This is a genomic window from Acinetobacter sp. Swhac1, assembly GCF_013390985.1.
GTDB classification, from domain to species: Bacteria; Pseudomonadota; Gammaproteobacteria; order Pseudomonadales; family Moraxellaceae; genus Acinetobacter; species Acinetobacter towneri.
Window position 1 is genome coordinate 114,375 of sequence record NZ_JACASN010000003.1, and the last position, 13,186, is coordinate 127,560.

Annotated in this window: 14 protein-coding genes; 12 read left to right on the forward strand and 2 right to left on the reverse strand. The window is 41.2% G+C overall.

All coding sequences use genetic code 11. The features are described from left to right. Positions 1-166: 166 nt before the first annotated feature. The 10 genes from HX743_RS02415 (at position 167) to pyrF (ending at position 7,900) form a co-directional block, all read left to right on the forward strand. Positions 167-763 (forward strand): 6-carboxytetrahydropterin synthase, encoded by a 597-nt coding sequence (locus HX743_RS02415; RefSeq protein ID WP_104851897.1) that lies wholly within the window; start codon positions 167-169, stop codon positions 761-763. A 37-nt stretch (positions 764-800) separates the two neighbouring features. Next, the gene (gene ung, locus HX743_RS02420; protein ID WP_004976786.1) at positions 801-1,514 is read left to right on the forward strand and encodes a uracil-DNA glycosylase; all 714 of its coding nucleotides are present in this window, start codon (positions 801-803) and stop codon (positions 1,512-1,514) included. Continuing rightward, positions 1,511-2,632, forward strand: a complete 1,122-nt coding sequence (locus HX743_RS02425; protein ID WP_004976784.1) for an enoyl-CoA hydratase/isomerase family protein — start codon at positions 1,511-1,513, stop codon at positions 2,630-2,632. Before ung ends, HX743_RS02425 begins: the two co-directional genes overlap by 4 nt. Before the next feature lie 27 nt (positions 2,633-2,659). Beyond that, positions 2,660-3,151, forward strand: a complete 492-nt coding sequence (tadA, locus tag HX743_RS02430; protein ID WP_178318416.1) for a tRNA adenosine(34) deaminase TadA — start codon at positions 2,660-2,662, stop codon at positions 3,149-3,151. 101 nt (positions 3,152-3,252) lie between these two features. Further along, complete coding sequence (locus HX743_RS02435) at positions 3,253-3,684, forward strand: SRPBCC family protein (RefSeq protein ID WP_019836521.1); 432 nt, start codon at positions 3,253-3,255, stop codon at positions 3,682-3,684. Between the two features lie 16 nt (positions 3,685-3,700). After that, on the forward strand, positions 3,701-4,393 hold the full coding sequence (gene cmk / locus HX743_RS02440) for a (d)CMP kinase (protein WP_154320795.1): 693 nt from the start codon (positions 3,701-3,703) through the stop codon (positions 4,391-4,393). A 119-nt stretch (positions 4,394-4,512) separates the two neighbouring features. Then, a complete protein-coding gene (gene rpsA / locus HX743_RS02445; protein ID WP_004976774.1) occupies positions 4,513-6,189 on the forward strand; it encodes a 30S ribosomal protein S1 in 1,677 nt (558 codons plus the stop codon). A 159-nt stretch (positions 6,190-6,348) separates the two neighbouring features. Beyond that, the gene (locus HX743_RS02450; protein WP_004976773.1) at positions 6,349-6,654 is read left to right on the forward strand and encodes an integration host factor subunit beta; all 306 of its coding nucleotides are present in this window, start codon (positions 6,349-6,351) and stop codon (positions 6,652-6,654) included. Between the two features lie 17 nt (positions 6,655-6,671). Further along, complete coding sequence (locus HX743_RS02455) at positions 6,672-7,037, forward strand: lipopolysaccharide assembly protein LapA domain-containing protein (protein ID WP_004976771.1); 366 nt, start codon at positions 6,672-6,674, stop codon at positions 7,035-7,037. A gap of 182 nt (positions 7,038-7,219) precedes the next feature. After that, entirely contained in the window at positions 7,220-7,900 is a 681-nt protein-coding gene (gene pyrF, locus HX743_RS02460) for an orotidine-5'-phosphate decarboxylase (protein WP_178318417.1), read from the forward strand. 121 nt (positions 7,901-8,021) lie between these two features. Here the strand turns inward: pyrF and HX743_RS02465 are convergent, their stop codons facing one another. Then, positions 8,022-8,927 carry a lysine exporter LysO family protein gene (locus tag HX743_RS02465; RefSeq protein ID WP_096901408.1) on the reverse strand — a complete coding sequence of 302 codons (906 nt, stop codon included), beginning with the start codon at positions 8,925-8,927 and terminating at the stop codon, positions 8,022-8,024. A gap of 67 nt (positions 8,928-8,994) precedes the next feature. Continuing rightward, positions 8,995-10,473 (reverse strand): NAD(P)/FAD-dependent oxidoreductase, encoded by a 1,479-nt coding sequence (locus tag HX743_RS02470; RefSeq protein ID WP_178318418.1) that lies wholly within the window; start codon positions 10,471-10,473, stop codon positions 8,995-8,997. 169 nt (positions 10,474-10,642) lie between these two features. Between HX743_RS02470 and HX743_RS02475 the strand changes: the two genes are divergently transcribed. Both HX743_RS02475 and zapE read left to right on the forward strand, forming a co-directional pair. Further along, positions 10,643-11,650, forward strand: coding sequence for an AraC family transcriptional regulator (locus HX743_RS02475; protein WP_178318419.1), 1,008 nt, complete (start codon positions 10,643-10,645; stop codon positions 11,648-11,650). Between the two features lie 89 nt (positions 11,651-11,739). Beyond that, positions 11,740-12,894, forward strand: a complete 1,155-nt coding sequence (gene zapE, locus HX743_RS02480) for a cell division protein ZapE (protein ID WP_004976758.1) — start codon at positions 11,740-11,742, stop codon at positions 12,892-12,894. The last annotated feature ends 292 nt before the right edge of the window (positions 12,895-13,186 follow it).

Below are 13,186 nucleotides of genomic sequence, written 5' to 3' on the forward strand. Positions count from 1 at the left end.
TAACCTTGTGCTGCTATTTAGATGTAAATGCATTGCATGTCTGTGCTGAAACTGATCATTACGATTTTTGTCTGGCAATCTGTGGGCTAAAATTGGCTTATTGTTCACGTTTTGCATTATACTCAAAAAGAATATCCCCCCAAATATTTTGATGACGTTAAGACCCATGTTAATTCGAAAGTTATTTAAGTTTGAAAATGCGCATATTGTGCGTAATTGCACTTCAGACCGCTGTAAGCGCTCGATTCATGGTCATAGCTATAAAGTAGAATTGTTACTGAAAGCTTCAAAACTCGATCATGGACAAATGGTGTATGACTTTGGTTTGCTTAAAGGTGTAATCAAAGAATTATTTGATGCTTTTGATCATGCCATTTGTTTTTGGGAGCAGGACGATCCTGCATATATTCAAGCCTGCAAAACGTTCAGCGCACGTTGGGTTTCTTTACCAGTATCGCCATCGGCAGAGCAGTTTTCACGTATTTTCTTTTATTTGGCACAGCAAGTTTTGGCATCGACCATCACACAAAATGGGGAGGGTGATGTAGAGGTCTATTCTGTAATTGTGCATGAAACCGATACTGGCTATGCACAAAGCTTTTTGGAAGATATTGAAAATGCGCAGATGGGATTGCTGAGTCTGGATCAAATTCATTTCTCTGAGCAAGTACAGACAGAGTGGTCAGACCCACAAATGTATGAAAAATTAAAACAGGGGATGACATTCCAAAACCCGAATGTCGAGTTACAAGTTAAACTTTAAATCACATCATTAGACATCAACAAGGATTGATAGCGGTATGTCTTTTACTGAGCAGCAATATGCGAGCTTAAATAAAGTTCAGTTAGATGAGAGTTGGAAATACAATCTAGCTGAATTTTTATTGAGTCCACAAATGGATGCGCTACGCGATTTTTTGTTGCAGGAAAAACAACAGAATAAGGTGATTTATCCACCAAGTTCACTGATATTTAATGCTCTAAATACCACGCCTTTAAATCAGGTGAAAGTCGTGATTATTGGGCAAGACCCTTATCATGGACCTAATCAGGCACATGGACTTAGTTTTTCTGTACAAAGAGGGGTTGCATTGCCACCATCTTTGCGTAATATTTTCCATGAGTTACATACAGATTTAGGTGTGCCTATTCCAAGACACGGTGATTTAACGCATTGGGCAGAGCAAGGGGTATTGCTGCTCAACAGCGTGTTAACGGTAGAAGCAGGACAACCAACCTCGCACCAAAAGCAGGGTTGGGAAGATTTTACAGATCATGTGATTGATGTGTTAAATCAACAACGTGAGCATATTGTGTTTATTTTGTGGGGCGCGTATGCACAACGTAAAGGACAACGTATAGATCCAAATAAACATCTGATTTTGAAGGCAGCGCATCCATCCCCATTGGCAGCAAACCGCGGTGGTTTTTTTGGATGTAAAGTATTTTCAAAATCAAATAATTATCTTAAACAAAATGGCATTGAGCCTATAGACTGGCAGCTGGACGCATGACACATTCTCCCATTTCTAAAGAATATCATCCGGATTTAATTGTCGAAGAAGCAAATAACGGTTGGCGCATTGTACGTTTGAATCGCCCAAAATCTTTGCATGCTTTAGATGAATCTATTGTTTCTGCATTATTGGCAGTATTTGAAGACTTTCATACCGATGATAGCGTAAAAGCAATTTGGCTAGATTCGACCACACCAAAAGCATTTTGTGCAGGCGGTGATGTGCGTAAATTACGTCAGCTTGTCATTAATGATGAGGTTGCAACTGCCAATAAATTCTTTGAGCAAGAATATGCGTTGGACTTGTTGCTACATAACTATGCCAAGCCTGTTTTAGTGTGGGGTGAAGGTTATGTCATGGGTGGTGGCTTAGGTCTATTTATGGCTGCACCATTCCGTTTGGTGACACCGTATTCACGTTTAGCTATGCCAGAAATTAACATTGGTTTATACCCAGATGTAGGGGCAACTCGTTTCTTGGCTGACCGTGGTGCGATTGGCTTGTTCACAGGTTTAACGGGTTCAATTATGACTGCTGCAGGTGCGTATGGTATTGGTTGGGCAACCCATATTTGTGATGCACAACGCGCCTCTGTATTAGAAAAAGTCATTAATATTGACTGGAATCATTACCCTGCAGGTGACTTCCGTGCCATTGATGATACCTTGAACAGCATGCACCGTCCTGTAGGGCCTGGGCCGCTACAGAATTCTTTGGATGTGATTCAAAGCGTGTGCCGTGGTGTGAGTTTTGAAAGTGATTATGAATCCATCATTGGTCTAAGCGATGCACGTAGCGATTGGTTACGTCAAGCCAGTGAAAACTTGCAAAAAGGTTCACCAACCACAGCAGCTTTAACGTGGTTACTATGGCAATGGGGTAAGAAGGTTCACGCTTGGAATGAAGTGTTTGAACTGGAAACGCAAATTTCAGACTGGAAAATTCGCCACGCAGATTTTGTCGAAGGTGTGCGCGCACGTTTGGTCGATAAAGACCTTGCACCAGCTTGGCAGCAAAATGGGCCAGTGCAGCTCAAAACCATTTTTGCAGACAATCCACCTGTGACGAGCATTGAAAGCTGGAATGAGTTATTGAAACAATACGAGATTATTTAATTCGTATTGATTTTTACTCATATTTAAATGTCAGAACAGAACTATAGTGATGAAGACTGGATGCAGCTTGCCTATGCGCAGGCTGCTTTGGCTGCAGCACAGGGGGAAATTCCTGTGGGGGCTGTCATCGTTAGTCAAAATCAAGTGATTGGCGTGGGTTATAACGCGCCTATTTCCTTACACGACGCAACCGCACATGCCGAAATTGTGGCAATCCGTGCAGCATGTGATCATATTCAAAATTATCGTTTACCTGAAGATGCCACGCTTTATGTCACACTGGAGCCTTGTACCATGTGTGTGGGTGCGCTCATTCACGCGCGAATTAAACGAGTAGTGTTTGGAGCAACTGAACCCAAAGCTGGCTCATTGATCAGTGCCAGAAAGCTTTTAGAGTCGGGTTATTACAATCATATTTTTGAGTATCAATCAGGTTGTTTAGAACAGCAATGTTCAGCCCAGTTGAGTGATTTTTTTAAGATGCGCCGTGCGCAAAAGAAACAACAAAAGCAGCAATAGTTGATAAATGACCTCCATGATCAAAACCAGTTCTGAGTTTTAGGCTTGATTTGCGTTAAACTAAATCAAACACAACATAGCATTCATCATCAGGGCAAACCATGCACGCTATTCAAATTAAAAAAGAATTTAATGCGCCAGTTGCGCAAGTATTTGAATTACTTTCTAAACATGCAACTTATAATATTGCATTTGCACCAATGCAAGTGGTGCGCATTAAAGACTCTGCTGACCCTGAACGTCCAGATGGTGTAGGTTCGGTGCGTCGTATGGGGATTGGGCCAATTAAACCTTTGCAAGAGCAAATTACCGTGCTTGAACCGAATCAGCGGATTGAATATAAAATCATTAAAAATCCATTGATCAAACATCATTTGGGTACAATTGAATTTCAGCAAGTGGCAGATCACAAAACCTTGGTCACGTATAGCATTGAGCTACAAGCGCGAGTTCCGTTTGTGAGCAAAGCTATTCTTGCGCAGTTGAAAACTGCAATTAAAATTGGTTTATCCAAACTCGCAAAATCTCTCTAATCATTTCGGAAACAGCATGACGGTTCAAATTATTACCATTGATGGCCCTAGCGGTTCAGGTAAAGGCACACTCGCGGCAAAATTGGCAGCATATTATCAGTTTCATTTGCTCGACTCTGGTGCGTTGTATCGTTTGTTGGGTTTGGCGTTACATAAGCAGAATTTGCTAGATCAACTTGATACTGAACTGAGTCAATGCGTTGCCATTGCAACACAGCTCAATATTCAATTTGTGACCCAGCCAGATGGCACACAAGTGTTGCTTGATGGTGAAGATGTCACGCAAACCATACGTACCGAACGTGTGGGGGAATATGCCTCAAAAGTTGCGGCAGTACCTGAATTGCGCACAGCATTACTTGCACGTCAGCATGCCTTTGCCCAAGCACCGGGCTTGGTTGCAGATGGACGCGATATGGCGACCAGTATTTTCCCAAATGCGCAGGCTAAAATTTATTTAACTGCTTCGGCAGAGTCACGTGCACAAAGACGTGTAAAACAGTTGCAGGGTATGGGGCTGGATGCTAAAATAAGCGACATTTTAGCGAATATACAGGCTCGCGACAAACGAGACATGGAGCGCACAGTTGCTCCGCTCAAGCCTGCAGAAGATGCTTACATCATTGATAGTTCTGAGTTGAACATTGATGAAGTATTTGCATTAATGACAGCTTATGTCGATCAGAAGCTTGCTATTTGCCGCGCTTAACCGCGTGAAATAAACCTATTCAGCGAACGCATAGCTTGATCAGTTCTATACGGACTATGTAGACGCTTAACTAAACCGGCCTTGTCTGATCCAAGACCGCTGACTTTATCAGGTATATCATGACCGAATCTTTTGCAGCCCTCTTTGAAGAAAGCGAATTAAACCTCAACGTTGAAAAGGGTGCTGTCATCCAAGGCGTTGTAGTAAGCATCGACTCTGACTGGGTAACAGTTGATACTGGCCTTAAATCAGAAGGCGTTGTTGACCGCGCTGAATTCTTAAACGAACAACGCGAACTTGAAGTTCAAGTTGGTGACACCGTTGATGTTGTTGTTGAAGCACTTGACAACGGTATGGGCCAAACTGTTTTATCACGTGAAAAAGCGAAACGTGCTGAAACTTGGACTAAACTTGAAAAAATCTTTGAAGACGGCGAAATCGTTACTGGTGTTATCTCTGGTAAAGTTAAAGGCGGTTTCACTGTAGACATCGGTCCAGTTCGTGCGTTCTTACCAGGTTCTTTGGTAGACACTCGTCCTATCCGTGACACAACTCACCTTGAAGGTAAAGAGTTAGAGTTCAAAGTTATCAAACTTGATGCTAAACGTAACAACGTTGTTGTATCTCGTCGTGCAGTTATGGAAGCTGAATCTTCAGCTGACCGTGAAGCGCTTCTTGCTCAGCTTGAAGAAGGTCAAACTGTTACTGGTACGATTAAGAACCTTACTGACTACGGTGCATTCGTTGACCTTGGCGGTATCGACGGTCTTCTTCACATCACTGACATGGCTTGGAAACGTATCAAGCATCCATCAGAAGTGGTTGAAGTGGGTCAAGAAGTTACTGTTAAAGTACTTAAATTTGACAAAGAGCGTAACCGCGTATCTCTAGGTCTTAAGCAATTAGGCGAAGATCCATGGTTAGCGATCATGAGCCGTTATCCTAAAGGTTCTATCGTTAAAGCTCGCGTAACAAACTTAACTGACTACGGCTGTTTCGCAGAAATCGCTGAAGGCGTTGAAGGTTTAGTACACGTTTCAGAAATGGACCACACTAACAAAAACATCCACCCATCTAAAGTTGTTCAGATTGGTGACGAAGTTGACGTTATGGTTCTTGAAGTGGACGAAGAGCGTCGTCGTATTTCTCTTGGTATTAAACAAACTCGTGCTAACCCATGGGAAGAGTTTGCTAAGAACCACGACAAAGGTGAAAAAGTTTCAGGTACAATCAAGTCAATCACTGACTTCGGTATCTTCATCGGTTTACCAGGCGGTATCGATGGCCTAGTTCACTTGTCTGACATTTCTTGGAACGAGCAAGGCGAAGAAGCTATTCGTCGTTACAAGAAAGGTGACACTGTTGAAGCGGTTATCCTTTCTGTAGACGCTGAAGGCAACCGTATCAGCCTTGGTATCAAGCAATTGAACAGCGATCCATTCAACGATTTCTTAGCTGCTAACGAACGTGGTGCTTTGGTTAAAGGTACTGTAACTGCTGTTGATGCTCGTGGCGCAACTGTTAAGTTAGCTGACGAAGTTGAAGCAACACTTAAAGCATCTGAAATCAACCGTGATCGCGTTGAAGATGCAACTAAGTTCTTGGAAGTTGGTCAAGAAGTTGAAGCGAAAATCATCAACGTAGACCGTAAATCTCGCTCTATCAACTTGTCTATCAAAGCGAAAGACGAAGCTGAAGAGAAAGAAGCTGTTGCTAACTTGAAAACTGCAACTAGCGGTCAAGACAATGGTCCTAAGACAATTGGTGACTTGATCAAAGCTCAAATGGGCAACTAAGTTGCGGGTAAACTGTATGGTTAATGTAAATTAGCACATACTTTTTACACAAATACTGTAAACGGTAGCGTAGTATTCAATTATTACGCTACCGTTTTGTATTTAAACAGGTTATTATCAGTTTAGGTAAAAGTAGCTTGATAATTAAAGAGGTCGCAGATGACTACTGAAGCACTTAATAAGTCTGATTTGATAGAACGAATTGCTTTGAAAAATCCACATTTGGCTGAGCCATTGGTGGAAGAAGCTGTGAAGATCATGATTGATCAAATGATTGCATCACTATCGGCAGATAACCGAATTGAAATTCGTGGATTCGGTAGTTTTGCATTGCATCACCGTGAACCACGTGTAGGTCGTAACCCAAAAACAGGTAAGTCTGTAGAAGTTGCGGCTAAAGCTGTACCGCACTTTAAACCGGGTAAAGCACTACGTGATGCAGTAAACGAGTCTGTAAATAAATAAAATTCCTAGGGGTGTTTATGCGTTACGTTCTAGTCGCTATTTTAGTTATTCTATTTGGATATTCTCTGGCATTGGTTTTGCAAAACGGCACTGAACTTTCAGTTGACCTGTTATTTACTCAAGTGCCTGCAATGCGTTTGGGTCTATTGCTACTGATTACATTGGCACTTGGTTTGGTGCTAGGGTTATTGTTGGGCGTGCAGGTTTTCCGTGTATTCCAAAATAGTTGGGAAATTAAGCGACTACGTAAAGATATTGAATACCTACGCAAAGAGCAAATTCATGCAGCTCAACTGGCTGCTGCTGAAGCTGCTGCGCATACTCGTCATGAAAAAACGGTATTAGATGTGCATACTGAAGATCGTTCTTCTAATGCACTTTAATTTGCTCTGTTGAGCGAATTGATCATCAACACCTCAAGGTTATCTTGGGGTGTTTTTTTATGTGTGCCTTTGACGAATGGCTGATTATCGCTGCGATGGGGGATAAGCTGTCTTTTTGACTATCTGCTTGGCACGAATCACTTTATAATAGCGACTCTTTGTCAAATCCATAGGTAATTCTCTTGAGTATCATTGTTGCCCTCGATGCTAAAAGCCAATATGACGCCTTAACCATTGCAGAACAATTAGACCCTGCATTATGTCGAGTAAAAGTTGGTAAAGAGTTATTTACCCATGAAGGTCCTGCAGTCGTGAAAGCCTTGCATGACAAAGGTTTTGAGGTTTTTCTAGATTTGAAATTTCACGATATTCCAAATACAACGGCTCAGGCTGTATGTGCTGCAGCAGATTTAGGCGTATGGATGGTCAACGTGCATGCTTCAGGTGGTCGCAAAATGATGGAAACCTGTGTGGAGCGTTTAAAAGCAGGGAATTATCAGACGCAACTGATTGCAGTGACTGTACTGACTTCTATGGGGCGTGAAGATTTAAAAGATTTAGGTTTAGATATTGAGCCTTTTGAGCAAGTTCAGCGTTTAGCTAAACTCACTAAAGAAAGTGGTTTAGATGGTGTGGTGTGTTCTGCGCAAGAAGCCAAAATGCTGCGTGAAACCTTAGGGCAAGATTTTGCTTTAGTAACTCCAGGGATTCGTCCTGAAGGTTCAAATGCCGATGATCAAAAACGTATTGTGACTCCAAAACAAGCTATGCTAGATGGCTCTACGCATTTGGTGATTGGTCGTCCAATTACAAAATCTGAAAATCCGCGTCAGACTTTGAAAGATATTTTAGCGACGCTTTAATTTTACTATCGCTGACTCTCTAAAAGGAAGATAAGCCCTCTCTCTAACTCTCGCCTAAATAGAGCGCAAACCCTCTCTCCAACTCTCTCCCAGAGGGAGAGATGACAATTGTTGATTCTTTTTAAATAGCAGCCAATACACTTACAGCAATGGGTGCAAGGATTGACAATACAAATCCACTGACCATGGCATGTGGAATAAAATCGTTGCCACAGGCTTGTTTTACCATGGGCAAAGTGACGTCCATGGCAGTTGCGCCTGCGGCAGAAATTGCAGCACGTGGATAACGCCATCCCAAAATATACATCAGCAATATCGCAAAAATCTCTCTGAATAAATCATTCATTAACGCAATACTACCCAATTCGGCATTGCGAAGTTCCGACACCACAATCCCGCTCATGGAATAAAATCCATAACCTTGTGAGAGCATAAGCAAATCTTGTAGAGCGATGGGGAGCCAAAGTGCGCAAAGTAGTACCCCTGCAACTGAACCGAAAATACAGCCTACGGGCACCATTAAAATTTTCCAATTCAGCCAAGAACGATCTAAAGGCGAATAAGCGAGATCGAGTCCAATCATCCACATAAACAGCAACAGTAAATACCAAGTGTTGATCTGAACTTGGAAATCCATAGCACTAAAAAGTAGATGCAGCACGTAGCCTGCCAATAGTGCAAAAAAGGCATAACTGATGTTGATGCAGGATTGAATCAACAACTGTAATGAAACTTTGCCTTGCGTTGCTTGCAGCCCCAAACCTTTGTAAAGCAAATAACAACACAGAAAAGCACCAATTGATGTAGCAAATGCAATCTGTAAAGCTGTAGATAGAATATGCGATGGCTGCTGTAATGAACCGAACGTTTGTGAAAATTCCATTGCAATTGCAATTAGCAGGATATAGCTAAAATACGGCAGCAGTTGAAACGCAATTTTTTCGATTATTCGAGGAAGGCGTTTTGCCAGTACAAAGCCTAGACATAAACAGCAGAGTAATTGGAAAATCAGCCAAAGAGATTGCATGAGATCAACAGGTGGGAGATAGATAAAAACCTGTTGATTATGCCAGTTTGCTTTTAAAAGCGGAAATTTATGCCGCTTTACTGATTAATCTGAAATCACTCGGATGCAGCGACTTGGTTTTTAGCCAATATTTCCAAGTATAGGTTGGCCAAAGTGCAAAGTTTTTTCCACCATCTTGTTGATACCAACTTACACAGCCAGATTGCCAAACCGTGTTATTTAGCATGTCTTGCACATCGTGGTTAAATTGATCTTGTACTTGATCTTTTACTACAATTGCATTGCTCTGTGATTGTGCCACCAAATCCATCATTTGCAGAATGTAATCGACTTGCGATTCGATCATAAAAATAACCGAGTTATGCGCCAAAACTGTATTTGGCCCAAGCAACTGAAACAGGTTCGGAAAACCTTTGTGGCTAATGCCGTAATAGCTTTCTGCGCCATCTTTCCATGCCTGTTTTAATTCAACGCCATGTTCACCAATGCAGCTAAATGGCTGTAGATAGATACGCGGATCGGTAATAAAGCCTGTGCCATAAATCAGACAATCAATTTTTCGCATTTTACCATCTTTGGTGATGATGCTGTCTGCAGTCAATTCCTGTATTGCATCAGTCACTAATTCGACGTTGTCACGGTTAAAAGTTGGGAAGTATTTATTGGACACTAAAATACGTTTACATCCCATAATGTAGTCAGGCGTGAGTTTTTGTGCCAATTGTTTGTCTTTGACCTGAAAACGAATAAAGGCTTCTGCCAGTTTTTGGGTATATTTCATCACGCTAGGTTGCATGATTGGAATTGCACGTGATTCATTCGACCAATACAAACGCGCACGATGCAACTTTCTAAACCAGTCTGCTTGTTTAAACAGTTTTTTCTCAATATTCAGATATTTGCGTTCATCTCGTGGAATGACCCATGTAGCTGTACGTTGCATGACATATAACTGTTTAACTTGAGGTGCAATTTCAGGAATGTATTGAATCGCGCTGCCGCCTGTGCCAATAGATGCCACAACTTTGCTATTTAAGTTGTATTGATGATCCCATTGAGACGAGTGAAAAACCTTGCCCTGAAACTTTTCAATGCCTTTAATGTGCGGGATTTGTGGCACATGCAGTGGGCCAGAAGCAAAGACTAAATATTGGCAACTCAATTGTCTGCCATCTTTTAACGCAACATGCCATACACAGTCTTTTTCATGGTATTCGGTATGCACCACTTCGCTGTTAAATTGGCAATATTCGCGCAGATTAAACTGTTGCACCACATCTTGAATATACTGAAAAATTTCTGGTGCTTCGGCATAGCGTTTTGACCAGTCAGTTTTGGGTGCAAATGACAATGAATACAGATGCGACTGCACATCACAAGCCCCGCCAGGGTATTGATTTTCACGCCAAGTACCACCCACTTCATTAGACTTTTCTAAAATCACAAAGTTATGAATGTTGCGTTGTAGCAAACGAATCGCCATGGCTAATCCACCAAAGCCTGCGCCAATAATTGCGACTTGATAATGAGCCGCTGCATCCTGCATGAAGACATCCTTATATTTATTTTGTTTGACTTGAGTTTGTTTGAGTCAGGATAGAATAAGCCAGCATGTGGTAACATGATCGTGCTGACATAAAAATTGATATTTTCGGCAATTTCTATCTGTGGATGAATCGGGTAAAAAGGATATTCCGTTTCGCACTGTTCATTTTATGAAAAGATCCATACTTGGCTTAATGTATTTAATACAAGGCATGCGTAAAGCAGGCGTTGATGTCGATGCAAAATTGCAAAGTATCGGCTTGCGTGCAGATGCGCTGGATACCAGTTCAATTATTCATCCGAGTTTGGAATGGGATATTCTCAAAGTCATTGGTGAAGATGTAGAGCCTGAAATGGGGCTGTTTATTGGACAGCATTATGCTTTGGCAGGTTATGGTCCTTTACTGATGTTATTGGTGACCAGTCCAGATATTGCCACTGCATTAGAAAAAGGGATTCAATATCAGGGATTGACGCATTTAAGCGGGAAACTAAGTTTACAATATAGCACGCGACATATTGCATTGTGTTATCAACCCAATGATTTACATAGTAGTTTAGGTGTATTACGTGCGCAGTGTGAAATTTCAGGCACATTCAAATTTATTCAAGACCTATATAAAATGATGGGAATGAGTGCGCCACGTATTCGCATAGAATTGCCATTTGTACAGCCGCAGCAAAGTGAAGTTTTGCAAACTTTTTATGATTATTACGGTCAAGATATTGTTTTTAATCAACCCCAAGCAGCGTTTTGGTTTGATGATGCAGTTCTCACAGCACGTATTCCATCTGCCGATGCAGTCACTTTTAGTAGTTATGAAGCCAAATGCGTGATTGAGTTAGAGCGACTTAAACTCGAAGATGATGCGCCTTCGGTGGTACAGCGCGTGAAAGATTATTTGGAATTACAACAAGGCAGTATGCCGAGCATGGCAGAAACAGCACATGCTTTGCAAATTCCTGAACGGACATTGCGCCATCAACTGCAACAATTGAACACTAGTTACAAACAAATTCGTGAAGATCTTATCAAAGATAAAGCATTGCGATTAATTGAATATCAGGAATATTCAATTGAAATGATTGCAGAGTTACTTGGTTATTCAGAACCTGCGGCATTTAATCATGCCTTTAAGCGGTGGTTTGGACAAAGTCCACGCCAATATACAAAATAGCCTAAGTATTTTGCAAACTATGCCAAAGTGCTATATCTCGTGATTCGATCTTCGTTATAATCTATTTGCCCAAATAAGTACTGATGAATATGTCTGATTTTAATTCGCCACAAACCACAGCCTTTACTCCATTATCGCCTGCGGAGCGTTATGCACAAGCGTTAGCCTCTGGACAATTTATGCCAGATGATGCGCAGGCGCAGGCTGTACACGAACTTGAGCGTGTGTGGCAGGAATTAATTCAACGCTATAAAGCATCAAAAAAAGCGTTCCGCCGTTTCCGCCGCCAAACAGCACCACAGGGTGTTTATATGTGGGGTGGTGTAGGTCGTGGTAAAACATGGCTCATGGATCAGTTTTACGACTCGATTCCATTTAGACGTAAAACACGTATGCACTTTCACCACTTTATGCAGCATGTGCATCGTGAACTGAACAAACTTTCAGGGCAGCGTAACCCGCTCGATTCTGTTGCAGACCAAATTTATAAAGATGCAGTGGTGATTTGTTTCGATGAATTTTTCGTATCTAACGTGACTGATGCGATGATTCTGAGTGACTTGTTCCAAAAATTATTCCATCGTGGCATTACTTTGGTGGCAACATCTAACATCGCCCCAGACGGTTTATATAAAAATGGTATCCATCGAGATCGTTTTATTCCAACCATTGAAATGGTCAAAAAACATTGCCAAGTGCTAAATGTCGATGCTGGTGTAGATTATCGCTTACGTGTTTTGAAACAGGCGCAATTATTTAAATCGCCTTTAACGCATGATAATCAAAACTGGATGGCACAGCGTTTCAGTGCTTTGAGTAATACACAACATTATTCTTCTGAGCCAATTATTATCAACCAACGTATTGTTGAAACAATTGCGCATACTGAAGATGTGTTGTGGTGTGAATTTTCAGAACTGTGCTTTAAACCGCGTAGTCCTGCAGACTTTATTGAAATTGCCAACATCTACAACACGGTTTTGGTGAGCAATGTACCGCATTTAACAGACTTCTTGTCTGAAGGAACACGTCGTTTTATTTATTTGGTCGATGAATTTTATGATCGTGGTGTCAAGTTATTACTGACTTCTGAAGATTCGATTATTGAAATTTATCAGGGCGAAAAACTGGCATTTGAAATTGAACGCACACGTTCACGTTTATTGGAAATGCAGTCTGATGATTACTTAAATGAAGAACATCGACAGATACAGGCCACCGAAGCCAAACATCAAATCAGTTGATCTTTTAAGCGCCTAGAACTAGGCGCTTTTTTATGATAGAAAAGATGTGACTGTTGGTTTTATCGACATTTTGTCATAAACATGGCTTAATCTTGAAGGGTTGCAATAAGACTGACGTCGATTTTTACAACAAAATCTGAACTTAAGTCTAATTTCGACATTTCAAAAACTTTATACACTGTAAAAGTGTATTTAGATGAGTAATAGTGTCGTGTTTCTGATCAGGATTTATGATGATTGTTGTCATTCATCTTGTAATAAATGATCGTTATTTTGAAATGTGATAATACTA